This is a genomic window from Streptomyces sp. NPDC028308, assembly GCF_055565855.1.
In genome coordinates, this window is sequence record NZ_JBVHTO010000020.1 from 59,489 (window position 1) to 85,018 (window position 25,530).

At 65.9% G+C, this 25,530-nt stretch carries 19 protein-coding genes; 9 read left to right on the forward strand and 10 right to left on the reverse strand.

All coding sequences use genetic code 11. The features are described 5' to 3' along the window. Positions 1 to 260: 260 nt before the first annotated feature. The gene (locus tag ACZ4VA_RS37325; protein WP_468084329.1) at positions 261 to 782 is read right to left on the reverse strand and encodes a hypothetical protein; all 522 of its coding nucleotides are present in this window, start codon (positions 780 to 782) and stop codon (positions 261 to 263) included. A gap of 366 nt (positions 783 to 1,148) precedes the next feature. Next, a complete protein-coding gene (locus ACZ4VA_RS37330) occupies positions 1,149 to 3,818 on the reverse strand; it encodes an ATP/GTP-binding protein (protein ID WP_468084331.1) in 2,670 nt (889 codons plus the stop codon). Positions 3,819 to 3,980: 162 nt separating this feature from the next. On the opposite strand from ACZ4VA_RS37330, the gene ACZ4VA_RS37335 reads away from it, so the two are divergent. Next, on the forward strand, positions 3,981 to 4,307 hold the full coding sequence (locus tag ACZ4VA_RS37335; RefSeq protein WP_468084333.1) for a hypothetical protein: 327 nt from the start codon (positions 3,981 to 3,983) through the stop codon (positions 4,305 to 4,307). Positions 4,308 to 4,321: 14 nt separating this feature from the next. On the opposite strand, the gene ACZ4VA_RS37340 is transcribed toward ACZ4VA_RS37335, so the two are convergent. After that, positions 4,322 to 6,010, reverse strand: a complete 1,689-nt coding sequence (locus ACZ4VA_RS37340) for a zeta toxin family protein (protein WP_468084335.1) — start codon at positions 6,008 to 6,010, stop codon at positions 4,322 to 4,324. A 216-nt stretch (positions 6,011 to 6,226) separates the two neighbouring features. Here ACZ4VA_RS37340 and ACZ4VA_RS37345 point away from each other — a divergent pair, with 216 nt between their 5' ends. Continuing rightward, positions 6,227 to 7,642 (forward strand): helix-turn-helix domain-containing protein, encoded by a 1,416-nt coding sequence (locus tag ACZ4VA_RS37345; protein ID WP_468084337.1) that lies wholly within the window; start codon positions 6,227 to 6,229, stop codon positions 7,640 to 7,642. 4 nt (positions 7,643 to 7,646) lie between these two features. Next, positions 7,647 to 7,799 carry a YaaC family protein gene (locus ACZ4VA_RS37350; protein ID WP_468084339.1) on the forward strand — a complete coding sequence of 51 codons (153 nt, stop codon included), beginning with the start codon at positions 7,647 to 7,649 and terminating at the stop codon, positions 7,797 to 7,799. A gap of 144 nt (positions 7,800 to 7,943) precedes the next feature. Here the strand turns inward: ACZ4VA_RS37350 and ACZ4VA_RS37355 are convergent, their stop codons facing one another. Together ACZ4VA_RS37355 and ACZ4VA_RS37360 are read right to left on the reverse strand one after the other, a co-directional pair. Then, a complete protein-coding gene (locus tag ACZ4VA_RS37355) occupies positions 7,944 to 9,038 on the reverse strand; it encodes a BsuBI/PstI family type II restriction endonuclease (protein ID WP_468084341.1) in 1,095 nt (364 codons plus the stop codon). A 2-nt stretch (positions 9,039 to 9,040) separates the two neighbouring features. Next, positions 9,041 to 10,804: an Eco57I restriction-modification methylase domain-containing protein gene (locus tag ACZ4VA_RS37360; RefSeq protein ID WP_468084343.1), complete on the reverse strand. Its 1,764-nt coding sequence runs from the start codon at positions 10,802 to 10,804 to the stop codon at positions 9,041 to 9,043. 555 nt (positions 10,805 to 11,359) lie between these two features. Between ACZ4VA_RS37360 and ACZ4VA_RS37365 the strand changes: the two genes are divergently transcribed. From ACZ4VA_RS37365 to ACZ4VA_RS37390, 6 genes are all read left to right on the forward strand, one after another. Beyond that, positions 11,360 to 11,530: a hypothetical protein gene (locus ACZ4VA_RS37365; protein WP_468084345.1), complete on the forward strand. Its 171-nt coding sequence runs from the start codon at positions 11,360 to 11,362 to the stop codon at positions 11,528 to 11,530. 232 nt (positions 11,531 to 11,762) lie between these two features. Beyond that, positions 11,763 to 12,215, forward strand: a complete 453-nt coding sequence (locus ACZ4VA_RS37370) for a DUF5959 family protein (RefSeq protein ID WP_468084347.1) — start codon at positions 11,763 to 11,765, stop codon at positions 12,213 to 12,215. A gap of 900 nt (positions 12,216 to 13,115) precedes the next feature. Then, on the forward strand, positions 13,116 to 13,325 hold the full coding sequence (locus ACZ4VA_RS37375; RefSeq protein ID WP_468084349.1) for a hypothetical protein: 210 nt from the start codon (positions 13,116 to 13,118) through the stop codon (positions 13,323 to 13,325). 788 nt (positions 13,326 to 14,113) lie between these two features. Beyond that, complete coding sequence (locus ACZ4VA_RS37380; RefSeq protein WP_468084351.1) at positions 14,114 to 14,920, forward strand: hypothetical protein; 807 nt, start codon at positions 14,114 to 14,116, stop codon at positions 14,918 to 14,920. A gap of 632 nt (positions 14,921 to 15,552) precedes the next feature. After that, complete coding sequence (locus ACZ4VA_RS37385) at positions 15,553 to 16,911, forward strand: replication-relaxation family protein (protein ID WP_468084353.1); 1,359 nt, start codon at positions 15,553 to 15,555, stop codon at positions 16,909 to 16,911. 267 nt (positions 16,912 to 17,178) lie between these two features. Continuing rightward, positions 17,179 to 19,239, forward strand: coding sequence for a Shedu anti-phage system protein SduA domain-containing protein (locus ACZ4VA_RS37390; RefSeq protein WP_468084355.1), 2,061 nt, complete (start codon positions 17,179 to 17,181; stop codon positions 19,237 to 19,239). A 53-nt stretch (positions 19,240 to 19,292) separates the two neighbouring features. Here ACZ4VA_RS37390 and ACZ4VA_RS37395 read toward each other — a convergent pair whose 3' ends face one another. From ACZ4VA_RS37395 to ACZ4VA_RS37415, 5 genes are all read right to left on the reverse strand, one after another. After that, complete coding sequence (locus ACZ4VA_RS37395) at positions 19,293 to 19,778, reverse strand: N-acetyltransferase (RefSeq protein ID WP_468084357.1); 486 nt, start codon at positions 19,776 to 19,778, stop codon at positions 19,293 to 19,295. Positions 19,779 to 20,426: 648 nt separating this feature from the next. Beyond that, positions 20,427 to 21,155, reverse strand: a complete 729-nt coding sequence (locus ACZ4VA_RS37400) for a DUF4145 domain-containing protein (protein ID WP_468084359.1) — start codon at positions 21,153 to 21,155, stop codon at positions 20,427 to 20,429. Positions 21,156 to 21,232: 77 nt separating this feature from the next. Further along, positions 21,233 to 21,703 (reverse strand): hypothetical protein, encoded by a 471-nt coding sequence (locus ACZ4VA_RS37405; RefSeq protein ID WP_468084361.1) that lies wholly within the window; start codon positions 21,701 to 21,703, stop codon positions 21,233 to 21,235. A 299-nt stretch (positions 21,704 to 22,002) separates the two neighbouring features. Continuing rightward, a complete protein-coding gene (locus ACZ4VA_RS37410; protein ID WP_468084363.1) occupies positions 22,003 to 22,173 on the reverse strand; it encodes a hypothetical protein in 171 nt (56 codons plus the stop codon). Positions 22,174 to 22,526: 353 nt separating this feature from the next. Then, entirely contained in the window at positions 22,527 to 25,043 is a 2,517-nt protein-coding gene (locus ACZ4VA_RS37415; RefSeq protein ID WP_468084369.1) for a helicase associated domain-containing protein, read from the reverse strand. Positions 25,044 to 25,530 lie beyond the last annotated feature (487 nt).

Here is a 25,530-nt window from a genome sequence, read left to right on the forward strand (position 1 = left end):
TCAGCGCACTGCGTTCGGGCTCTGCATACGCCTACTGATGATCCGGGATTCTGACCAGAGCCTCACGCGAAAGTGAATCACGCCGCCGACTTCGGCCCAAGAATGGACGCGAGCACGGCATGGACTATGGCGCGCCTGCAACGCCACCCTGACGAGTACCCCTGATCCGATCCCCGCTGCCGGCAACCTGCCGATTTCACAGGGAGCGCGGCTCTAGCGGTGGTCTCTTGCGCAGCAAACTGCACCCGCTGGTGTAGCTGTTAAGGGCGTTGAGTAAGAACGGTGTCGATTCTCGAAGAGGTGGCGACCCAGGCGGCAGCGTTGGGGTCCATGAAGGTCAGCAAGTCACGTAGGTCATCACGGCGGCGTTCCAGAGGTTGGTGCCAGATGCCTTCGTGATGGGCGATGCGGTTGCGGAATTTGTGCAGTCGCTTGAGCGGATCTTCCACGAGAGTCAGGGCTCGGCGAGGTGCGTGGGGGAAGGCGCCGGCCAGGTCAGGCCACAAGGTGGTCTGGTACTGGCGGGCCAGAAGAAAACGCCAAAACCCGAAGTTGAGCTCGGCGATCACTTTCCCGCGAGGGGTTGCGGCCCCGGCGATGGAGGCCCGTCGGCGGGCCTCGGTGATGTCAGTGCGGGCCTTGGGGGCCAGTCGCAGACTCGGGTCGTCGAACCACTCCTGAGGCCTTCCCCGACGTTGCTGGCGCTGTCTGAGCCGACCGTCGAGGCTGTTGCGCAGCATCACTTCCAGATGTCCGAGGTCCTGGAAGAAGGCGGCTGCCATCGCACTGTTCCAGCAGTACAGAGTCAGAGCGTCGCCGGCGTTGCCGCCACAGGCCGCCAGGTAGGGAGCAAGCCGATCTTGGCTGATCAGAGCTATTACGGGCGGCTGGGAGGGGCCATGAGGTGTCGTACTGGGCACGGTGCGCGATTCTATGTACAATAATCAGCGAAGACCCTGGAATCGTCCCTAGTAGCTCACTTTGAGCAGGCTATACGCCCAGGGTTCAGACTTTGCGGAGGCCGCCCTACGGGGCGGCCTCCGCTTTTGTGTGCCTCTCCGCCTGATCCCGTAGGGATGGCACTGCCCGCAACGTCCTGACCTTTGGCAGGGGCAGGACGCCACGGACCAGAGAGGGCTTCCCTTACCTCACGGCTGTCCCCGCAGATGGGCGCGCCGCGCGGCGATGAGCTGACGCCACCGTTCGCGGGTAGCCTGCTCCCCGTCGAGCCAGACGGGCGGGCGATGGCCGGCAGGTAGGGGGAGGCCGGCCATGAAGTGGGCGATGTCGACGAAGTAGGCGTGGTCGACTGCGGAGGTGTGTTCCCGTAGGCGGGCGATGGTGGCGTTCATCGCGGTGTGGTCGTCCAGGACGGCCTGGTGGAAGGCGTCGGCCAGCTCGATCGAGGGGACTAGCGAGGCGAGGCCGGCGATCTCGAGCTCGGTGCGCAGCGCGGCTATCCGGTCGGCCATGCTGTTGCTGCCTGCATCGCGGATGAGTTCGGCCCTGCGGACGTTGATGGTGGTGGCACGCAGGTTGAGGCCGGTCAGGAGTTGGTGGGCGAGGTCGATTTCCGCAGCGGCCTGGTCGGGGTCGTAGAGGGCGATGGCGAAGGCGCGCAGGGCTTGGTTGTGGGCGGCTTCGCCAGCCTTGCCGTGCTGTTCGGCTTCGGTGCGTCCGGCAAGGTAGGCCGTGGCGGCGCGTTCGGGTTGGCCTTGGAGCCAGTACAGGTCGCCGAGCACGCGCTGGTGGCGGCCTTCCCAGCCGAGAGTCTGGGCGGCGGCGAGGGCGGCGGGGAAGTCACCGCTCAGACGTGCGGCGTGTGCCAGGCCACGCCGGGCGGCCGGGGCGAGGCGGCCGCCTCGGTCGGCGACCTGCTGGTAGTCGTGGCGGGATGCGGCTGCATTACCTGTGTCGCGCAGGGACTTGGCCCGGTAGTAGAGCGCCATTTCGTTCAGGCTGGCGGGGAGCAGGCTTGTGTCGAGGACGGCGGTGAGCCGTTGGACGGTGCGTGCACGATGTTCGTGCTGGCGTCGGGTAAGGGTGCTGATGAGTTCCACCAGGGCGTCGGCTGGCGTGCCGGCCGCCGAAACGTCGGCGGAGGGTGGGGTGATCGGCTCCCAGACGGAGTCGCCCACGTAGGTCCAGGCGGCGTCGGTGAGCCAGTCGAGGTCCAGGTTGTAATCCCGGGCAAGGGTGAGGCCTTGGCGCAGGCATCCCACGAGGAGCCGCCTGTCGCGGCTGGTGTCGGCGGTCCACTGCTCGCCCAGCGCGGTCAAGATCCGCTGGGCGGCCTGGTGCCAGTCGTGCAGGGACCAACGGTCGTCAGCGTGATCGTCGGCATCGCGGATAGTGGAGCGGATCAGCCTGTGGAGGTGATAGGGCCACAAGCCGAACGGGTCTTCTCGGACGAAGGGACGCTCGATCAGGCGCAGTGCCGGCGCCTCGTGGGTCAGGCCGGCGGCCCGCGCGGCGAGCGGCAGATCGAAGGCATCGAGCAGGGACACGGCGCGCAACACGTGCCGCTCGGGCCCGGTGAGGTCGGAAAGGGTGCGGGCGATCAGCGCGGAAAAGTCGTGGTCAAAGTCGGCGGTGGCGGGGGTACGGCCGTTGCGGCGGATCTCGAGGAACCGCATCACTGACAGGTCGAGATAGAGCGGCAGACCGTGCGAACGGCTGGTGATCACCTGCCGGATCTCGGTGTCGATGAGAGGCTGGCCGTTCCGGGATAACCGGCGGGTGAGGTAGTCGTCGCAGTCCTCGGACGAGAAGTCGCCGATCAGAATCTGCCGGCCCACAGCTGCCGCGGCAGCGGGCCGGCGTGCCGCGGGTACGTGTGGGGTGCCGAGCCCGGGCCAGGCGGTGGGGCCGGTGAAGTCGAGCTGGCCCTGCAGTGCTTCGTCGGCCCACTGTAGGCGGGAGCGGCCGGTGATGACGAAGAACGCGTTCGGCATGAGCCACACCAGGCGCTGCAGCAGACGCTCCATGTCGCGGTGGGTGCGGTCGCCGGTGTCCTCGAACGTGTCCAGCAGGATCACGGGCACCACCGACTTGTCAGCGGGGAGCCGGGTGAGCTCCCAGGCCAGCAGATGCGGGTAGTAGGAGAAGGCGTCCAGGTCCGGCTCGGCCTCCAGCAGATCGGCCAGGCGGGTACAGCCGGCCAGGGCCCGGACCGTTTGCCGGTGCTCGCGCAGCGCGCTGACGAGGGATGCGGTCACCTGGCCGACCACCGAGCCGACCGTGCCGGGCAGCAGAAGGATCTGCGCGAGATCGGCGAGCACGGACTGCAACTGCTGCGGCAGCACCTGGCCGAACCGGCCCGCGAGACCGCCGCGGCGCAGGTACTCATCGAGGGGCTCCCCGGGGTGCTGGTGTTCCCAGTACCGGCGCAGCGCCAGGTCGAAGGCCGGCAGCGGGCGGCCGATCGAGGTGAGGGCGAGCCGTACCGTCAGCACGACCCGCTCGAAGTCGGTGTACGCGGAGTGGGCGAGGTCGATCCGTACAGGCAGGACCTGCCGGTCCGGCGGCCAGAGGGCTTCTCCCCATTGCGCGGGCCGGTCTCCGGCATTTTGGAGGGCGCTCTCGAGCTTGCGGGAGAGGGTGGTCTTGCCGATGCCGCCGACTCCATGGAACACCAGGAGATTGCGGCGCCCCGTCTCCAGGTCCTGCACGTCGAAGGTGGGCTGGGCCAGGCGATGAAGGTGCTCGGTGAGAGCGGCCGCGACCGTCTGCCACTGGGACTGCCGGTTGGTGAAGGCCTCCGCCGCCTGGAAACTCCGGTCGTTCGAACCGAAAACCGCACGCAGGTCCCGCTGCACACTCACCCCTGAAGTGATCGCCGATGTCCTCAACTTACGCCTGCACAAGGCCTGATGACAGATCCCCCATGGTCAGGGGCGGCAGGCGCAGTCGCACGATGACCGCAGATCTGCAGCCCACAGGGGGGCCGGTGCTTGGACGTCAGAGGGATTGTCTACACAATGGGGCACTACGCCAATGTCGAGGTCAGGGAAGTTGCCGTCATGCCCGAGTCCGAGCCCGTGCCTGCTCCCGTTGGGCAGGTGGAGTTCGAGGCTGCCCGGGACGCGGTCCTTGCCGTCCTAGCCTTCTACGCCGAGCAGATCGATATCGCGGAGCGGCGCCCGGATCCGGATGCCGCGTTGATCGCTGACCTGGTCCGGGAACGCACCGCCTATGGAACGGTACTGCGGGATCTGCAGCGCGCTGATGCTGTCGGCGTCGAGCGCATCACTCAGACCGCGCGTGCCGTCTTGGCCCGCCTTGAAGGGGACGAGACGGCACGCTAAATGGCGTGGCCTCCTTACCCGAAGGGCGTTCCGGTTTCGCTGCTGGTGTTCGGCGGGGCCATCGGCAGCAGAGGGGCGGCCAGGGCGGCGATGTCGTCGAGTTCCGCCTGGTGCTGAGGAAGGTGCGCGGCGAGTTCCACCTGGTGGTTGCGGAAGAGTTCGGCCTCAGCGTGGGTGTAGGGGCGGGATCGTTCAGCGTCCAGAGCGGCGGGCGCACTCACCGTGGCGGTGAGTGCGCCCGTGCCGGGGGCGAACAAGGGGCGGCCCTCGCGGTCGACGACCTGGATCGCGGTGACGGACGTCATGTGCACGGCGATGGCCGTGCAAGCGGTGACTGCGGTGAAGCACTGGTCGTGGCCGCTTGCCGAGGTGAACCGGGCGGGCATCTGGCGGCGCATCTGCTCCAAGTATCGGAGAGCGGTGGCCTGACGGCTGTCGGCGGCCCGCACCGCCACCACGACCAGCGTGATGCGGTACCCGGCGGCGACGAAGGCAGCCACACTGGAGCAGAACTCCTCCGGTGCGCCAGGTGCCGTCTCGATGACCGCGTCGCCCCGCCGCTCGCGTACGCGGGCCTCCGACTGCTGCTTCCAGAACGAATAGTCCGCGCGGATGATCGCCCCGGCCGTCCGGGGGTTCTCCCGAGTCAGCCTGCGGTAGTCCGGGTGGGCGGCCTTCAGGAAGTCGCTTGAGATCAGCGTCGGTGAGCGGGCGGCGTATCGATTCATGATCTCGCGCGAGCGCACGCTTTTGTTCCCGCCGGGCTGGCTCATCACGTAGATGACGTGTGGGTCGTCATGTGCGGTGATGTCGCTCAGGTGGAGCGGGACGATGTCACGGTCGAAGATGCGCTGCCGCTGACCGTGGGGCAGGCATCCAAAGCCCTCGCCCGTCTGCGGCATGGGCTGCTGACGGGCGGCAAGGACACGGGCTTCCTCAAGATCTTCAATGCCCGTCTGCCTGCGCTGCTCGGTGAGCCGCTCCTCGCGCAGCTCGCGGGCCACCGCCGCCGCAGCCCGGTCGAAGCCCGTCTGGGTCCGCTCCTCCCACATCTGGGTGCGGGTAGCGTCCACGACAGTCGCCGCTCCGTGCGGCCCAGCCCAGGACCCGCCGGTCAGGACGTTGCTGTACAGGACGCGACCTCCGTGCCCGAGCACGGTAATGCGGTCGACGAGGCGTTCGCTCTCCGCCACGGCGACCGTGTCGGGCAACCGGTCGGCGCATGCCGCCCTGTGGGCAGCGGACACATAACGGACAGCGCCGAACTGCCGGGCGTGCTGAAGATGCCGGGCGGTGATCCGCAGCTGAGCCACCGCGCAGGGGATGTCCAGAACGAGCAGGTGGATGCGGTACCCGGCCAGCCGGTAGGCCGCGCTCAGCTCGCGCAGAGCTTGCGGCTCGTCCAGTGCGGTCTCCTCCACCACGTCGGTCCCGAGGAGCCGCGCGTGGACGGCGAGATCCTGGGCCCAACGGCGGGTGTCAGCCCGAACCACAAGTCCGGCGTGCAGCTCGTCCACAGCCAGGGCCGGGGCGTAGCCGGGGTGAACCGGCTTCAGCAGGTCGGCGCAGATCCGCACGGCGTGAGGCAGCACGAGGGCCTGGAGCCGGTCGGCCGCCGTGGTCTTGCCACTGCCGGGAGGGCCCGCGACGAGCAGTACGCGCGGCCGGGCGGAGGAGGTCGCGCCGGCCAGGAACCTTGGCACGATGCGACCCAACAAGATCGCGTGCAGATCGTTCGGCGGCGGCGCCGAAACGGTCTTCGGACTCACGAGCCCTCCTGGCACGATGTGAGTTGACGCTTGTGCCCCGGGAGGTCGTGGCACCGTGCCACCGGACTCTACACTTGTTCCGTTGACGCGAGAAAACAAAGACGAGAAAATGATCGGCAGGAGACGACGCCGACCGACAGGGGGCCACTGATGCCACGCCTGGCCAAACCGGCGCAGGGCAAGTACGCAGACTTCGCGCGCTCCGTACGGGCACTGCGCGAAGACGCAGGGCTATCCGTACAGGACCTCAGCGACGCCAGCGGCGTGCCGCTCTCTTCGATCTACGCGAGCGAGAGCGGTACTCGGCTGCCCACCGAGGACAACATCACGGCAATGGCTCCCGCGCTCGGCATCGACGCCGAAGCTGCCGCCCAGCTACGGCGGAATGCCTTCGCAGATGCCCTCTTCGCCCAGGAGTTCCACCAGACTCCGCCTGCCAGCCCAGCCACACTACAAACCCACGCAGACTTGGCCGCCTATCTGACATCGCTCAGGGGCCGCGCCGGCGCGTGGCCCCTGCGCACCCTGGGCCGGCAAGTACAGGCGAGCCCCAGCAGTCTGAGCCGTGTCTTCCAGGGAACGGTTCTTCCCTCGCAGGGCCTTCTGGGTTCTCTCCTCACGGCCTTTGACGCCACCGAGGCCGAACAAGCCGCAGTCTGGGAGTGCTGGAGACGGCTGCGAGGAGAGCGAGGCAGTCGGCCCACCACGCAAATGCTTGCCCTCCTGTACGGCACGGCGGTCTCGTGTGCATACCCCGGATGCACCGTCCCTCTAGTGCGCTGGGACGGCGAACAAGCCAATCTCGCCGTAGAGATCGCACACATCGAGCCGATTGCTGATGCGCCTCACCCGGACCAGTTCGACAACCTCATCCTGCTCTGCCCAAACCACCACCGCAGCCGCAGTGACGCCAGCCCGGAAGACCTCAGGAACTGGAAGGCAGACCAAGCCGCGCGAGCCCGGGAAGCTGCTCATCGGCCGCCGCAGAACAACACCTCTTCTTCGGAGTCTCCACTCCTAGACGTCGGCGGCGAACTCTCGATGGTGTTCGATGGGTTCTACACTCAGTGCAAAGATCACTATCTCGCATACGCCAGGCTTCACCTCGGCGACGTGGACGATGCGGAAGCAGTTGTTAACGAAGCCTTCGCGAGGATCTCCGCCACCTGGGATCGACTGCTTCTGACGGACAACCTCAGCCGCAGGAGCTTCGACATTCTGCTGGGCTGCGTTCTCGATGCCGTACGACGTGAGCACCACGAGCCCTCACTCGTCACCAGCGAGCAGACAATCCCCCTCTTGAGTCGCCAGCTGGGCCTACGGACTATAGATCACGATCTATCCGAAAAGATCACCCAACTATCCTCCCGGCAATACAACGTCCTGGTGTTCCGCTCCCTGCTGGGCTACTCCGTCGAGGAAACTGCTCGCGTGATGGGAATGCCCCGTCCCTCTGTCCGGATCCACGAACGCACCGCCAAGCGCCGCCTGGGAGCCAGTGCTGGGCACCCCGCTACCTCGACGGCATCAGAAAGAGATACAAGGACCACAGAATTGGAGGGTTAGCTGGGTGCGGGTCGCCCGCTACGAACCTGCTACCTGGGGCACGCTCATCAGCGTCGACACCAGCCAACACGCCGTCCCGATCGAACAGCTCATGGGACGCGCGATCAATCATCTGCCGGCTTTGATCGCGGACACCATCACCGGGGTGAGCACCTGATCCGGGGCAGCAAGATCACTTCTCTCTTGAGGCAGGTCAGGCAGAGGCCACACTTGGTTCGGCGAGAGTTGTGCACTCAGCACGCTGCGCGACTCGTCCCGCTGCGTAGCAGGGCTGAGCAGCGGGACGGCTGTTGTCTGACCGTCAGGCATCGTCCGCGGTCGGGAGAATCTGGTACCAGGCGAGTTCGTGGCCGGGTTCGTCAGCGAACCATGCCCACGTGCCGGAAGCGAGGTCTTTGAGCCGTTTCCGGGCGGGGGCCGCATTGCGGGATCCGAAAGCACTGAGGAATGAGCAGTACTCCGGTTTGATGTTTTGTTGTGCAGCCCATGCCAGAAGTGCCTTGCGGCGTTGAGTGGTTACTGCACCGTCGGACGCTACTGCTTCAATGATCCAGAACTGCACGGGGGTGGAGTTGGCATCCGCCATGAGGATGTCGGGTAGCACGTCCTTGGGGTCGATCTTGATGCTCAGCGCTTGCAACATCTTTTCATCCCCCTTATGCACCTTGTCGCCCGGCTCGGAGATCGCAAGCAGGACGGGCTGACCAAGTCGACTTGGAGCCCACTCTTCGATGACACCCTTGATTATGAGAGAAGACGCACCGGGCTCGAGCTCTCGGGTAGTGCCGTTGGGAAGGGTCACCACTACGGCGTGTTCGGCCGTTTCCGCGTTGAGCGCATGAACCGCCTTGAGCTTCGTCCCGGGTTCCATGTGCTTGTCTCGCCACTGATGGGCGGCTTCTCTGAAAGCCTCATCAGGCATGTCGGGGTCAAAGAGATCGGCGAAATCGTTGAGCAGAGACCACGTGGGCTTGCTGCTGTTGTTGGGAAGGCCAGCCCTCTTCCGGATCGCGTGGTGTTCCCGCCAATTCCGAAAGGTCTCATCTCGCAGAGTCTCGCGAGTGTTGTCCTTGTATTTGGGTTGGAATGGCATACCCCATGAAGCCTGGAGCTTTTCGACCTCTTTGCTGTTCCTGGAGGCGGCAGCACGCCAGGCTAGGCGCTCAGCATCTGTGCATCGCTCCAAGACTCCTTCGGACATCCACACCACAGTAGAAGGGCGCGCCCACTGGACCACTTCGACGTCGTCTCCTGCGCCACATACTGCCTCAACATAAATCAGGGAGGCGACTGCCATTCCTGCCAGCGGTGAGGAAAGAACGGTATCGAAAGCGGCGCGTGGAAAAATAATCTGCAACCGGCGCTCGGCTTCGGCGGGCGCGATGATCTTCCTCAAAATCAAATGCCTTCCGGCCGGTAGGCTGCGGCGACTGCTGCTTCCAGCGCGTCACCCTCAAGATCGTTCCACTTGCTTACTACATCGCGGTCAGGCAGCGGGATCGACTCCAGCTCGTACGCGCTGAGCGCGACGGAACCCGAGATGCATCGCACCACCCGATCCAGTGCCCTGGTCGCCAGCAACCGGGTCATAGCCTCAGTTGTGAGGACCGGGTCGGCGGCGGTAGGCCTCAGGACGTTCACGTGGTTCTCAACAGTGACCCGTCCGTGGCGAGCCTTCAGCGCATCATCGTCTAGCAGTGCGGCGACTAGGCGCCGTGACTGCTCGGGAGCTGTCGTGCGTTGCACGAGGATGGCTGGCTGGTCCAGGACCATGATCTTCGGGTCAGAGGGTGCGGTCAGAGCCATGTACCGCATCGAGTCGCGGGCAGCGTCGCGGTGAAGGACGCCACCGTCAAGATCGGCCGCCCAGATAACGTGCGAGCGAGACGGCCCCCACGACGGATACAAGTCGGCGCTGCGACGATTCCACACAAGAGGACCGGTAGAAGCACGCCAGCCAAGTGACGCGAGTGATTCTGTCATTGCAGAGGCAGCCGCAGCGACCGGGGCGTCGTCCGACCGGCGCGGCAACACCCAAGGCTCGCCGGTTCTCTGAGCCTTAACGCTCGCGATCGTAGTCTCAGTACTGCCGAGACTGCTGATACGCGTCTTCCGCCTCCTGCGCCGCTCGAAAGTGGCTAGGCAGGTCTCTTGAAGAACTGAGGTGAACACGCCGCTGCGGTCCTCAACAAAGGTGACGGCACTCATCCCGGCTTCCCGGCCAAGATAGGTCCGCAGCTTCGCAAAATAACGACCACTGGTAAAGCTCGTTGGAACGAGTGCGGCAAGAACACCTTCGTCATCCAATGACGCCACAGCTGCCGCCATGAACAGTCCGTACATGTTCGCGTGCCCGTACAACACGTGCGCGTAGCGGTCACGCTCGGCAGGCGACAACCGCACACGCCCGTAAGGCGGGTTCATCACCACCACACGCGCCCTCGGCCCGGAAGCAGAGAGCCCATCACCCACGCGCGCCAAAGCCGGCAACGGCCTGCGCACCTTCTCGGGAACGCGGGCAAGAGTGGGGAGCATCTCCGCAGCCAACACCACATTGGCAACCCACACGGCAGCCGGATCGGTATCGACCCCGAAGACCAGGTTCGGAAGACCCGCGAGCGTCAGCGCAGGATCAACACCATAAGAAGCATGCAAGTGCTCCCTCAACACCGGCAGAAGAAGAGCGCCGGCACCGCAGGCAGGGTCCAACACTGGCCCAGGAAGAACCTGCTTCCCCGGGGGGAGGTCCAGCGAAGTGCGCGCAAGCTCCCACAGATGCGAAGCGAGCTCGGGAGGCGTGTAGTGACGACCGTGCCGCGCCCGCGTAGCCGACGAGAGCGCCTCAACGTACGCAGCCCCCACCTGCTCGGGCGTGAGAACCCCCCAGGAGTCGCCAAGGGGCGGATCGCTTGGAACATCCACAGGGGGAGTCGCTTGAAGCGCTGTCTCGATCTCCAGCCAGCGACCAGCAAGACCAGCAGCTGTGGCTTGCGCTCTCCACCACGCCGGAATCGCAGCCAGCACGGCCGTAGCGGTAGGAGTCAGTTCCGCGGGGTCGCTGTCCGCCACCACACCGCGGGAGCCTCGTGAGCCTAGAGGGCGTGCGGCCGAGGCGTTCTCAACAGCCTCCGACAGAGCCGCGACGACAAGCAGGTCGGGCATCAAAGCAGGGCCTCCGGGATAGGAATCGGGCTCACCCTACCCAATGGGATCATGGGCTGTTCACGATAGGGGGAGACAAACGCTTCGATCCCGCGCTGGCCGTGGGGACCACCTCAACGGCCTGAGCATCACCCACGTCGCCTCAGCGCTCCCCGTTCTGTGACCGAGACGACGGCTCCCCTCGTAGGACCCTCCGTCAGTCGTTCAAGGGCTCTGCCGTGGGACCAGAGACAACTACTGCTCTGCCCTTCACCCCACTTCTGTGTGGCGGCCGACCTCAGAAGCCCTACACGAAGTCCAGTCTGGAGGAGACTCCCACAGCCTGAAGGCGTCAGTAAATTTCTAGCGGCCTCATTAATTAGTCCCTGGGCGGTCAGTCCAGAACGAAATCGCCATTTCCCTGGGCCCCATTCTGTCGGTTTTAGAGCCATATTGACTTGCCGTTGCTGAACCCGCTAGTCTTCTGGAAGAAGGCAGGGGAGACGCCTCCCTTGCAAGCTTAGTACCCAAAAGAAGGGACTAAATTATGCCCAAAATGAATAGAGGGGTTTACGTATGTCTAAGTTCGAGTTCTGGCGCAAGTTTACAGTTTTGGCGGTTTGTCTCCTGATTGAGACCGCTATGAATATTTCAGGAGTTGCAATCCCTATTCAAATTGGCTTTAGTTTTGTTGTTTTTGTCACCACCGTCTTCTCGCACTGGAAGCAGGTGGGTGAAGAGAAGTAAATAATGGCGGCCTCCAGGTGGAGGCCGCAAGCTTTTAGCGAAATGAAACATGAAACTATGGGGGCGGTACCGGCCCGACGTGATCGACGGCTGCCTCGTCGGCACCGGATTGGCTCTGTGCACGTGACTCCTTCGTGCTGGAGCCCGACTGCGTTGCTCGTCCGGCGAGAGGAGACGATGCAGCCCACACCGGCGCACGAAAGCGAGCAACTTCATGACGGAGCCCGCTCCGATGGACCTTATCCACCTCGCCGATCCGGATGGGGACCGCTGCATCGTGCGCGTCACGGGACGGTTCCAGCCGGGCGTGCTGACGGGCCACGACATTTTGCACGCGGACGTGCTCGTCTCCGCGAGTTTCGTCGACGCCCGGCTCGACCTTTACCTCTTGCAGCATGACCTGGACTCCTGGGAGCAGGAGCTGTCCAACCTCGAACCAGGCCAGACCGCGAGCATCGGTGGAGACCGCGGCCTGAGCCTCGGCATCCACATGCATGAAGGCGGCTGGCTGTCGATTCAGGTCAGCGACCCGGACCGCCTTACGACGCTCCTGGGAACCCGGCCCCAGGGAGACTGGATCGCCGAGCACCTCCGGCGCCTGGAGCAGGTCCAGCTGACCTGGCCACGCGAAGTCATCGAGACGGCTCCAGGAGCCTACGAGTGGAGCCCCAGCCGCAAGCGGTGACCACCTGATCCAAGCAGCCGACATTACGCTTTCAAGTTCAGTACCAGCTGCGTCAGCTGGAGAAGCAGGGCGGGATCAGTCGTTAGGGCCGACGGCCCCCGGTCCGCCCGGTCGGGCCGCTGACAGGACCTCTTCCCCCGCCTGCGGGTACCTGCCGGACCTTTTGCGTTGGCGAGGGTGCCTACCGGGGCGTCGTTGTGCAGCGTGGAGACGGTCCGTGCCGCGTGCGTGCGGCACGGACCAGCATCGAACCTATCCGGCGTCCGAGTTGCGCGTGGGGGTGAACGGCAGATCTGACCCGTAACCGGCCAGGCCTCGCTGGTGGTTGGGGTCGATCTTCGCGGTGACTCTGGCTGCCGGACTGCTGCTCGGTTGGTCGCTGCTACGGCCGATGTCCAGCGCGGCGGGTGCGGGCAGCTGAAAGCCGCGAGCGACCGCACGTCTATGGGGGTGAAGGACAGCCGCGGCCCGTGGGTGGCGCTGCACGTCCAGCGCCGGCGCGGTCACGACTGGGCGTGGGCCGGCGGGATGATCTCGGACTGGGGCCGTCTGTGGCTGGACATCGCTCGCGACGGCCGCACCCGGTGGGCGGGTGTGACTAGTGCGTCGGCCGACGGCAGTTCTGGGCCGTCGCTGTTGTCCACGAGAGCCGTGTATGACGGTCCGGGCTATGAGGTGCGTGCGTGCGGGAACGAAGCGGACGGCTCGCACCGGGTCCGTAACGGGGGCCTTGAGGCCCATGATCGGCTTTGTCTTCCACCACTGGTGGCATCCCCGAGGCAAGACCGTCGATCCGGCCTTCGTGAGGAGCATTGACGCCAACCTCACCGGACACCGGCCCCCAGGGGCTTTGTGCCCGCTACACCGGAGGTGGAGACGAGGTGTGCAGTGGGGGTTGTCGTGCTGACGATCAATGTGGCGGTACTGCTGGCGGTCATCATCGTGGTACGCCTGGGGCGGCGTACGCAGGCGCGCAGTCGTAATGACGAGAAGCTGACGGTGCTGATCGTGCTGGTCTTCGGCATCCTTGTGGCGCCAACGGCGTTCGGGCAGGGTGTCCTGGATGTTGTGGCGCAGCTTGCGGCCGGCGTTAGCGACTCCAGTCGCTGAGCTGCTCGGGGGCAGCCGTGGGGCGCACCACACGAGGGCTGGGCATCCGAGCCACACGCACCCACACCGGTGCCGGTGCCGTGCAAAGGACGCTGTGAGGCGCCGGTGGTGCGGGAGATCGCCCGGACCGTAGGTCTGTCCAGCACGTCGTCGGTGGCCTACCAGCTGCGCGAGCTGAGAGGCGCGACGAGATCACCCGCGAGGTGCGACGATCCGGCGCCACCCGTCTCGGGCACTGAACATTCGGCAAGTAGCGGCGGACCTGGGCCGTCCTGTCCGGAGCCGCAGCGGCCTCGGCATCCCAAACATGTATCGGTCATACGTTCGAACGGCGGGGGGAAGGTGGCGATGTGTGGTCGAGCGAGCGATGGCGGGTCGGCCAGACCGAACACCCGGCCTGATGCTCTGGCTCACAGCGGTGCGCTGCAATCTCGGTGGGATTTTCGCTTTCCCGCCTATCTCCTTCTCCGAGGTCGCACGATTACGGCGTGACAACGTTGGATGACACGCAGGCGACTCCGAGGCCGCAAGGCATAGTGCCGCGAGGCCGGGAGTGGGTCAGCACGGTACGAGCACGGCTGCTGGCTCGCTGGAGGCGCCCCGCGCTTGAACGAGCACGGAGCGCTGCGCAGCACGTTCGCCTGAATACTGCCGGGATCACGGCAGTACATGAGGAGTTGGGTGTCCTCAGACCAATGTCTCCAGGGTTACGGGCAGCAGTTCGGGCCTACTTCCGGGAGCGGGAGGTTCCGAGCCCGTATAAGCGATGGGGCGCGCTGTATGGAGTCATGGTGCTCTTCGTGGGTCTGATCAACGCAGTCCGCGCCGCAGTGCCCGTGATGCCTGGACGCTCCGAGAGGCTTGCGGATCGGTTCACCGCGGACCTAGCAGACGCTCCGACTCTTTTTGCCCCCATCCAAATCGCCGTCGCAGCCGCGATGATGTTTGTCGCCCTGGTGGTCGCGCTCATGGGCTGGCTGCTCGTGGTCGGCGGGGTCCGCATCATTTTCCGGGCGGAGTTGCGAACTTTCCAGCTGGTCGCCGCTGCTCTGGGCGCGGTCCGCTGCTGTGGAATCGTGTTCAAGACCACTGGGCCAGAGCGAACCGATGGTCTGCGAGACCTCGCCATATCTATGAGCGGTGTCAGAAAGGCGTTGCGACGTGCCCACCGGACCAGGGGAACACTCCCTCTCCGCGGCGACCGGCAGAAAAAAGCGCGCGCACACATACGGCAAGTTGTGCAGTGTCTGAACGACGCGGAGATGCACATCGACACAACGGGTGATCGGGCCCTTCCTCTGCTGGTCGACCATCTAAGCCGCATCGCCGACCAGTACGCCGATGGCCGCCTCGGGGCGCTCCTGGACGAAGAAGCACTGAAGATTTACCAGCCAGGACCGGACTGGGAAGCGCTGCGCCTCGCGGGCCTCGCCGTAGTCATCGCGATCGGTGCGGCCGCTACAGGCTTCCTCGCGCTGTCCGATCCAGTGGCGCTCGTCGTGATCTTCAGCGTGGGCGTCCTGGGTGTCGCGTTGCTGTACAGAAAGAACCTGAAACATGGCCTCTCCTTCCTCTCGCTCTGGCGGCCCGGCTGAGGAGACCTACGAGCGCGTCACCCACTCCTTTCTGACTGGTGAGGCCTGTGGTCGGGTCTGTGGTCACTGGTGGGGCCGGGTCCATGGTCGTGAGCGTGACAGGCGACTTTTAGGCGGGGCGACCATCAGGACGACCACGGCGCTGACCTGGGCTGGTGGGGCCTGTGGTCGGGCCAAGGAGGTACTGGTGGGGGCTCGTTACCGGAAATTGATGTGCCTGGTCGGGTTGCTTTGGTCGGCCCCTCCGCTCCTACGGTGAGAGCGGTTCGGACCCCTCTCTGCCGCCCTGCGCGAGGGCCGGATCGATCCGCACGGCGGTGGGGCCCGCCGCCACGGCCAGCCCTCGATCGAGGCTGACCCGGGCCCCGCCCCGTGCGGACGGAAACGACCACCGGGAACGGAGGGTGGCGGGTGGACGAGGTTCGTTTGCGCTGCGCGCCGCGAGGATCGGAGACGGTGCGCAGCGCCGACTGCGCAGCGCGTCTGGTCAATCGCGGTGTCCGGGGGGTGGCTGATGCCTGGCACCTGTGCTGCTGTTCGGGCTGCGTAGTAGCGTGATCGCGGATTTGTGCAGGTCAAGCCTGCAATGTGCAAGTGTTGCGTAGTCAGGGGGCTGGGGTAGGGAGTTGTCGGTGGGGGGTTCGCGGACGTATCCGTACGGGTCGACGACCGCGGTGCGTGCACACGTCCTGGCGGTGCTCGGGGTGCTGAAGCTGGCGACGGCGGATCGGATGCACCGGCTGATGGCGCCCGCCCACAAGGACAACAAGGCTTTCCGCAACGCCGCCCTGGACCTGGCGCGGCACGGGCTGGTGGTGTCGGAGGGCAGCAGCAGGGACGGGCACAAGGTCTGGTCGCTGACTTTGCTCGGGCTGGACGCGGCCGCCGAGGTGCTGGGCCGGCCGGTGGGGGAGATGGGGGGTACCGCGCGGGGAGCTGCTCGCTCGGGTGCCCCGCACGCGATGGCGGTCAACGAAACCGTCATCGCGATGACCCGTACCCCTGCCGCGGCGACCCGCCCGGTTCCCCGCCGGCAGCCGCCAGGAGCACCGCCGTCAGCCCCGGCCGCCGACATCCCGGCGCTACAGGGCGGGCCCGGGGATGAGCCGCAGGGGCTGGGGTGGATCGGCTCCTGGACCACGGAGGTCCCCCTCGGCGCGAGCAGCGGTAAGTCGAACCGGGCCGGGGTCCGCGTCGATGCCGTGTTGCAGGCCCCGGAGGCAGAGTTGCCGGTGTTGTTCGTGGAGGTCGACAACTGCACCGAGCCCGCCGACATTCTGGCCGCGAAGTTCGAGAAGTACATTCGCTACTTCCGTGCCCGGATCAAGAGTTCACTCGGCACGGAGATGCCGGCCTGGCGCGCCCACTACCGGCCCTCGGGACGTGACGGCCACCCGCCTGTGCTGATCGTCTTCAACCCGGGGACGCGGATCGGTGAGCGGGCGTTGCAGAACCGCGTGAACACGGTCATGGACCTGACCCGCAGCGTGTGGTCCGGCGCCTGGCATCCCGACTCCGGCTACGGCGCCCCCGAGGGCGAGCGGGATGGCTTCTACGACTACGACGACGCGATACCCCTCCTGTTCACCACCCTGGACCGGTTGAGGGACGGCGGACCGCGCGGGGTGGTGTGGTGGCGGTGCGGCCACGGCCGCTGGGAAACCCTCCCCGACGCACTCGACAACCCGGCCGACCACCGGGCATGGCAGGCCCGGGACACGGCGCGCCGCGCCCGGTACGACGGCGAACTGGCACAGCGCGAACGCGAGCGGGCTGCGGAGAAGGAGCGGTGGGCCACGAAGCCGCCCGAGCCGGAACCCGCGTCGTGCGAGCGGTGCGGGCTGCCGGTCACCGGCCCGGTGAGCCAGGACTACGCGCTGGTCGCTGCGCCCGAGGATGGACGGTGCTGTGCGGCATGTCGTACCGCCGGCATCTACCAGCATCCGACCCTGCGCCAGGCGCTCTTCGGCAATCGCCAGCGCGGCAAGTAGCCCGGTCCCGTCCAGAGCGCGGCCGGGACCGGGCTACGGCCGAGAACCCTAACCCGGACAACAGGCGGTTGAGTTCTCAGCGGGTTGCGCCATGTCCTAATGACGTTGTGCCCGGCTGGCGCAGGCGTTCCGGATCGGCCCACTCCCTTGCTCAAGCCCGGCGAGCGCACTCGGCTCCATCGCGGTCATCACATCTGCTGCTGGAGACAGTGGCCCAAGATATTTAATCGCCCGTCGGGCGCGTCGATGGACGTCCATGCTGTGGGGATGACGCAGTCTGCCGCCGATGTCTCGGCCCCACAAAGCATTCACAGGATCACGGCACTCACACGACGTGACCTCTTCAAATACTTGAAGGCCGAGGGCGGCCCATGGTGGGGCGCAGTTGGAGAGATCGACTTCCTGGAACCTGTGTATGACCTGGACAAGTTGGCGTCGGACGACCCCCGGTTTGCAACGGCACGCGAAGACATCATCCAGCATCGGGTCAGCAACCCGTTCGACTGGCCTGACGAGTGGGTCTTCGAAGACCCACGGTTCCAGCTCCTCGACGGTCCTGACGAGATTCTTCTCGCCTTCCTTGCACGGTTCGTGCATCCCGAGGTGCAGCCTGACGTCGATCAAGCTTCGCAGCGGGTCGCGAAGTTGAACCGTCTCCTGGGGCCGGACGGCTGGACTCTCCGCTCCTTCGATTTCATATCAGGACGGCCGGTCTACGCGTCAGCCCCTGTTCCCAATACCGGCCCCCTCGTCTCGCTGCCGCTCGATGACGACGACATCGGCAAACTCGACCTCGTCCTCGGACAGACGTGCAGCCTCCTGGACCGTGACGGCGAGGAGATCGCCCGAGACCTGCTCCGCCCGGCTGTACTGACGCTGCGCCGGGACGACGGGTTCTACAACCCCATGCCCGGTGACGGCTGGACGACCGCCACGTACGAGGCAGTCCTTACTGTGCCCTCCGTGCTGTGGCCTGCGTTTACGGAGGCGGTCAGGGCCGCGGTGTGGCAGCGACTGGAGGCTGTGTTGACTCGTCTCCAGCGTGAGGATGTCCAGGCTCTTGTGGTCGAAGGTGACATGGGGCCACTGCCAGCTGTCTCACCAGACTGGAGGAACCAGACGGCCGAACCCGACCTTCCTGTTCTGCGGCGTTTCCGCATCGGTCTGCCGTCCACCGAGTTCGACGTTGCAGCGCATGACTTTGCCGACCTGGAGATTCGCGGTGAGGGACTTCCCTACTTCTACGACACACGCAGAAACTGCCTGGTCACAGAGTTCCTCCTCGATGACCGGCCGCAGGTGGCCACGCTGTGCCATGTCACCCTCATCAACAAGGACGGCGTTCTTTCCCCCAGGATCAAGCTGTGGAAGAAGGACAAGACGAAGGCTGCGAGGACAGCAGTCATGGAGACGCTGCCCGGCACCGAGGTCCCCCAGATCGTCAAGGCCTTCGTTGACACCAACGATGTCCACGAAAGCTTCTGGAAGGTCATCTGCTTCCTCCAGAGCTGCGTCGGACTGGGTCTCCCTGAGAACAACCTGCGCCTGGTCATCGGTGACGAAGCCGAGCTGGCTCGGCTCCTGGCCGACCAGGACCGCACGACGCTCCTTGAAGCTGTCAGGACCGCCGTCGGCGGCGCTCTCACAGAAGCAGACATTCGTCTCATCAGTAACCGCAAGGCACAACTCCAGCGCTTCCAGCAGTTGCTGACCGATCCGGAGCACTTCGAGCAGGAGCGTCAACAGGCAGCAGGACCAGAAGCGGTCTGGCAGGCTCTCTTCGAAGAGAACCCTTGGATCTTCGGGTATGGGCTCGACCTTGTAGCCTGCGAACCACTGACCGGCGGCAAGCTGGAGCGCATTACGACCGGTGCGAACATCTTCACCGGGGCAGGCAAGCGCAGTGACGCCGTCATGCGGTCCAAAGGCTTCATCAGCAGCCTCCTGCTCTGCGAGATCAAAACCCATAAGACGCCCCTACTGGCTGGCACGCCCTACCGGGCTCCAGACGTCTACCAGGTTTCCCGGGACGTAGTCGGCGCGGTGGCGCAGGTCCAGAAGACTGGAGACAAAGCCTTGCGCCTGGTCAAGGGCGAGCTGCACAGACTCTACGAGGACGACGGCTCCCCGACCGATATCGAGATTTCCACTATCCGGCCCCGACAAGTGCTGGTGATCGGCAGTCTCAGCGAGTTCACCGACCGCGGCTCAGCGAACCCGGAGAAGATCGCCTCCTTCGAGCAGTACAGGCGATCCATCCAGGACGTAGAGGTCATCACCTTCGACGAGCTCTACGAACGGGCCTGCTTCATCGTGAAGGGCAGCTGAGATCTCACGGCACGTCGCCCGCACCACACAAACGGCTCTTTCGGTAGCAGGGATCACGGAGCGTCGGGTGGATCTTCGAGTCGCGGCCGGGCGAATCCGCCGCCACGTACGGCGTGGGCACAAGCCGAGGCGACCGGGAAGCCGGCACCCACTTTGCTACCCAGCGCAGGGAAGAAGCGTTGCCCGTCCTCGAACTGCGGTGTGGTGCTCCACGTGTAGGACTCAAGGCCACGCATCGCGCACAGGATCATGCGGGTGCCGTAGCCCTGTCGCTGCCACTCGCCGGTGACCCGGATCTTCATGATGTGGCCGCGGCGGCACTTGCTACAGGTCCGCCAGGTGAGGCGGGCGAAGTCGTAGCCGGTGCGGTCACAGATGCGCAGCTGGTGAGGGCCGCCGGCGTTCTTCGGCGCGTAGTACAGCCAGAACTCCGTAGTGCGCGGTCGCAGAGCTGTCGTGAGTCTCCAGAGTATTTCGGTGAACCCCGCTGGTGGCACAGCCATACAGTCCCCCTCGAGCGCGTGCGTCAGGTGCGCCACTCGATCCTCCTACCCTGCCCGGCGAAGCCACCCGCCCGCTTGCCCCAACAACTGCCGATCCGCGATGGAAACCACGCTGCTCGGTGCGCGTTCCTGATGGTGGTCCTGCCAACGTTTCTCGAGCGCACCATCGCCTACCGGGTTGCCGCTCGTGACGGCGTGCCCAGCTCGGTACAAGTGGCGGCAGCCGGGGCGCTGGAGGCCATTGAGCAAGCTCAGGACATGGAACATGCGCAAGCCGCGGTCACGGCTCTGCACCAGGCGGTGCGTGAATACCGCGTCGGCCTTGTCAGAACGCCTCGCCGGGATCAAGCCCAGCCGCCCGTACGATGATCATGTGACTGTCCGTCGACCGCTTGGCGCCGGCCCTGAAGCGTCCGCGATTCGCGCCGCTGAGGCCGATCTGCACACGTCCCTGCCCGGAGTCCGCCTCACCGACATCGAAGAGATGCGGGCCCGCGGCGTCCTGGGAAAGCGCGCCGTAGGCCCCGCAGGGCCTCGCCGCACCCTGGGAGTTGGTGGAGGACCGGACGAGGGGGCCTCAGGCTGAGCTTGTCGTTCAACCAGAAGCGTTCGGCGGGGACGCGGCAACGGTGACCTGGGCGGTCCAGGCCCCGGGTTCCCGGGGCGGATCAGGGATCTCGTCGCCTAGGTGCTCTGCTTGGCCGCCTCGTGGCGTTTCTTGCGTGACTCTGCCATTCGGCGGCGCTGGGCGGGCTGGACGTAGAGCAGAACCGCTGCTTCCTCGACCAGTTCAGCTATGTCTGCGAGTTCTTCAGCGGAGTACGCGACGCCGTGGTGCACGCTGTCGTTTCCGACGATGCGGGTTTCGTCCAGAGCAGTGATGACGTCGGCAGGCAGGCCCTTGGCTGCCAGTTCCTGAATCTTGCCGTGCAGGGTGTGATGGCTGGCGCCCTGGTCTTTGCACAGCTCTTCTACTGCCGAGCGGTATCCCACGCCCGCGAGCCGAGGCGCACCGGCGTTCTCCGCCCGTGAGGCTTCCTGATAAGCGCTGCGGATCGACTCTGGTACTTCCGCGGGCAGGACGCGTGGCGGGGGAGCCGGCCACAGCACCAGCCGTGCCAGATCTTCGACGCGGGCTTCCACACTCCTGCCCGTCTGCTGGCACCTGCTGACTTCCAGGACGGAGCGACCGCACAGCTGGCACACCCAGCACTCCTGCTGGGTCCACGAGATGTGAGGGTGCACGGGCAGGGACCCTTCCCCGTTGCGGAAGTCGCTCCACTCGTACTCGCGGCTTTCCGGGTCGATCATGCGCTGATCGACCAAGTCCATCACTGTCCCGGTAGCGCAGTCCGGATAGGGGCACACGGCTCGACGCTGCTGAAGCGACGTCAACTTCTCCCGCTCAGTCATCACCGCACTGTAGTGAGGGGGCCATTCTCCGTGCACCGATTTTTGCCAGGCGGCTCGCGGCGCGGGCAGTCTCTAGGTCAGCTCCCCTGCCGATCACACTGCCATCTGACCGGCGGGCCGTCGCAGTGTGCGCAAGACCCCTCTGCGCGGCAGTCGGTCCACCCAGCGTGCGGCAGAGCAACCCCAGGACAGTTCAGGCCGAGCGAGCAGGACATGCTGCCGTCTTCGTGATCGAGCTGGAGGCCCGAGCAGCCGCCACTCATGGCGCCGAGGGCGCCGGCAAGGCCGCTGAGGTCCGGCGTTCCCATCTCCTTGGCCATCACGACCAGGTCCTCGAAGACGAAGTCGCCAGCCCGCTCCGGCCGGTCGATCTGGAGTGCGGCGCACATCTCTTCGGTGACCCGGTGCCCGTTGATGAGCGGCCATCCGTCGTAGCCAGCCTGCAGGGAGAGCTGGTCCACGCCGATGATGTCCGGCCTCCAGTCCCCCGTCTTCGGTTGCGGCAGCATCACAGAGAGGGCATCACGCAGGTCGTCAGCACTGCGCACCTCGTGCACAGTGACCGACGCCGCCCCACGGGACGCGTCACGGAGGCGTCTGTCCCTCCGCGCCTGCTTCGCGCGCTTGGCGTCTCTTCCCATCACGGCCTCCCTGATTCGGTGCGACGTCCTGGCCCTGTGAACGACGGACAGACGGGTCCGGTAGCTAGTCGTGCCCCAGACGTACGTGTCTCACCGGGAACGGGAAATCCACTTCTGCTGCTGCATGGAAGCTGTGCCTACGAACGGAGCAGGGCCCCGTCGCTGACGCGGGCCTTGCTGGCGTTGCATTGACTTACCGGCAGCCTTCACTCCCGGACATAGGAAAGGATCATCAAGCCGACTGATGTCACGGCGAGCGCGGCACCGCCGCCCACGGCCGACGCTTCGTAGAGCGTGAGGTCGCCCACGCGTGAAGCGAAAATGCCCACCACAAACCCGACAATCGTTGCTACCAAGACGAGCAGCGTGACATGCATCGCACGCGAAATCTGCCCACGGCCGCTAAGCGGCTGTGTACTTTGCACGAGAGGGTCCTGTCTCTACGTAACGGACTCAACCACCGACAGGGGGCTACACCGGTTGCCGTAGGAAGCCCGGTGAGTCCTCTGTCGCGTACCTGGGATTCTGAGGCCGACGGACACAAACCCCGCTATCAAATAGGGTTTTTGTGAGGGTTCACACGCTCAGCGATATCGGCTAGACGGCCGGGCAGCAGGACTCATACACCTATGAGGTTCCTAGTCCCAGAGGTATCCACCCAACCCTCCATTGCATCCAGCCGTGGTGAGCCGGGCTGACGGCCCGTTTGGTGCCGATCCAGCACACCCCCTCACTGCGCCCACTCCAGCCCGAGGCCGGCCAACTGGGCACGCCGCTCCACACTCAGCTTCCCGATCCGACGGCGGGTGTTGTCGAGCCATGCCCCGAGCTTGACGGCCTCCAGCTCACCTTTCCCACCTCCGTTCACGTCGATCGTTTCGACGTGCTTGCGGGCGGGCCGTAGGTGGCCTTCACGGGCTTGGAACTGGCGGGCGGCCGCAAGGTTGATGGCCCACCGCTCGTCCTGGGACCGGCGCACCGGCCCCACCGCCTCCCCCGCCGCGGGGGGTTCGATGCCAAGGGTCTCCAGCAGGTACTGCTGCGCGGGCATCAGCCGCTCCCACACCGCCCGCTGCCCGGCGATCCACACCCCGAGATCCTCGCCCTGCACGACCAGCTCGCCCGCCCCGGCGGGAACGGCGCCGCCCGCCTTTACGTGGGCGAGGGTGAGCCGGTAGCAGCGCTGCCAGCCGATCTCCCACGCCGGGCACCAGCCCGGATCGACCTCCGCCAAAGCCTCCATACGGCTCTCAGACAGCTCCCCGGCATAGGAGAGGCCCGTTTCCCCCGCGGCACGGCGTTCGGCGTTCTCCATCGCCTTCCGGGCCGCTGCGCGCTGGTTCTTGGCCCACACCCCGAGCGGGAAGGCGTCCCACACCACAGACGCGGCGGGCAGGAAGTGCCCGTGCACGGCCGCGTAGGAGCGGGCAACAGCGAGGCCGGCGTCCCACGCAGACGCGTGCACTGACCACACCATGCCCAACCGCTCCAACTCCGCGACCCGCGAGGCCTCCAGCGTCCCCGCCGTGTAGTAGCGCCGTTGATCCACGATCCACGCTCCCAGCGGATGCGAGCCGACCGCTCCCCAGTCCTCCGGGGTGACGTACGTGAACGGAACCCGCAGCTCCGTGCTGCCGGTCTCGCGCAGCCACCGGGTCGCGGCCTCGATGCCACGCCGCCAGTACGCGCCCTCCGGATCGATCACCCGCAACTGCACGAACCGCGTCAGCGCGGCCGGGTCGCGTTCCTCGGTAAACCGCAGAACTCCCGCAGCCCGCGACGACACCCGCTGCGCCTCCACGTCGGCGTCGTCCAAGACGTCGACGTCGCCGGCCAACTCGTCACCCTCAGAGCCTTGTTCGGCCGCCGGGCGGCTGTTGCGCAGCCGGGGATCCGCGAGAGCCTCGATGGTGTCGGCGTCATGCGCCCGCAGGGCTCCGAGGACCTTGCTCAGGGTGCTGTAGGCATCCGAGGTGAGCAATTCATTCGGATCTTCGTCCGGACCGAGGAACACGGGAACCACCAGCGAGGCCAGTTTTCCCCGTCCCGGACGCAGCCGCAGGGCACGCCCCACCATCTGCACAATGTCGACCATTGAGCCGCGCGCGTCCGAGAAAAGAACTGCGTCACACTCCGCAGTATCGACACCCTCACCAAGAACACGGACGGACGACAGCACGCGAAACTCTGCGCGCATATCACGGCCTTCAAATTCGGGACCGCCGAGATAATCCGAGGCAAATTCATCGAGGACCTTCCGGCGATGTCCGGGCGCATGATCGCCGTACAGCCAGTCCGCCCACACCTGCTCCGCGGGCGGATAGACGTCCCGCTCCTGCGCCGCGAGGCGGGCCGCGACCGCCGGCACCGACGCCGCCATCGCCTCCGCCTCACCCACCCGACTGTGAAAGCTCAGGACACGGCGAAAGCGTTCCTCCACCGCAGCGTGCATGAGCCCGGTCTGCACGGCCGCCAGGCGGGCACCACGCACGGCATCCGAACCCGTGTCCTCACTGCTCAGCGCCGCGTACAGATCAGGATCACGGATGTCCAGGCACAGCACCTGGTACGGCGCCACGATCCCACGACGGACGGCCTCCGACAGCGTCAACTTGTAGGCGACCGGCCCGAACACGGGCGAGCCGTCCTCCATCGACGCCACCAACCGCGGCCGCTCACCCTCCGCCTCCCACACCCGCGCCGTCGCCGTCATATACAAACGACGCTCAGCCGGGAGCTGAGCCTGGTCGTGCACAGCCGCCCACGGCTTCAGGCCGTCACCACTCGTACGGTGCGCCTCATCAACCACCATCAGGCTCCACACCGGCAGACCCACCGCATGCGCCCGCTGGAGAATCCCCAGACCCACCGAGGCGTACGTCGCGAACACAGTGACCGTCTCCAGACCAGCCATCCACGACACGAGCTCATCGGGATCGGTGGTACACGGCAGACCCTGACTCTCCTCAGCCCGCAGCGAGCAGACACCGATCATGGCGCCCGACCGACCCGCACGACGCCACGCGCCGGCCATCTGCGTCAGCAGGTCCAGCGTCGGCACCAACACAAGGACGCGACGGGCGGAAAGCCGGTGGGCGGACTCCGCACCGATCAGGGTTTTTCCGGATCCGGTCGCAGCGATTACCTGTGTCCGTAGACCATCGGGAGGAATGCGACCCCCGGGTGGGACACCGAGAATGCGAGCGACGTTATCGACTGCCTCAGCCTGATGCGGACGCAATTCCATCTGAGTCACGAGAGTCCAATTCTTGCAGTTGAAAGGATGGTTAGCGCTGATCCCATAATTCATCCACCCGACGGAATGGCGACTTGGCGTTATCGAGACATCGGGGGATGAGAGGTACCTAGGTATCATCCCAGAACCAAGCTACCCTGAGAAGTGACGCACGCGAGTTGACCGAAAACAGATCGAATCCAGTCGCATCCCAATCGAACCCGACCAAGGGACACGCGCCCCACCCCGCCATCCCCTCCACCGCCCCCTCCTCCTAGCCAGCCGCTTTTCTGGCGCGCCCGGAGGGTGCGTCAGGTCCTGTACGGGACTGCGGAGCAGGCCGGTACAGGACTGATCCGGCGTCAGCCGGATCGCGGAGCGACTCCGGCAGGCAGTGCGGAGCAGTGCCGCATTCCGGCGGAGCCGGAATGCCCGGCGCGGGAGCGCCGGAAGCGTCGCGTAGCGACGCCGCGTCGCGTCTGCGGAGCAGACCGCGCGC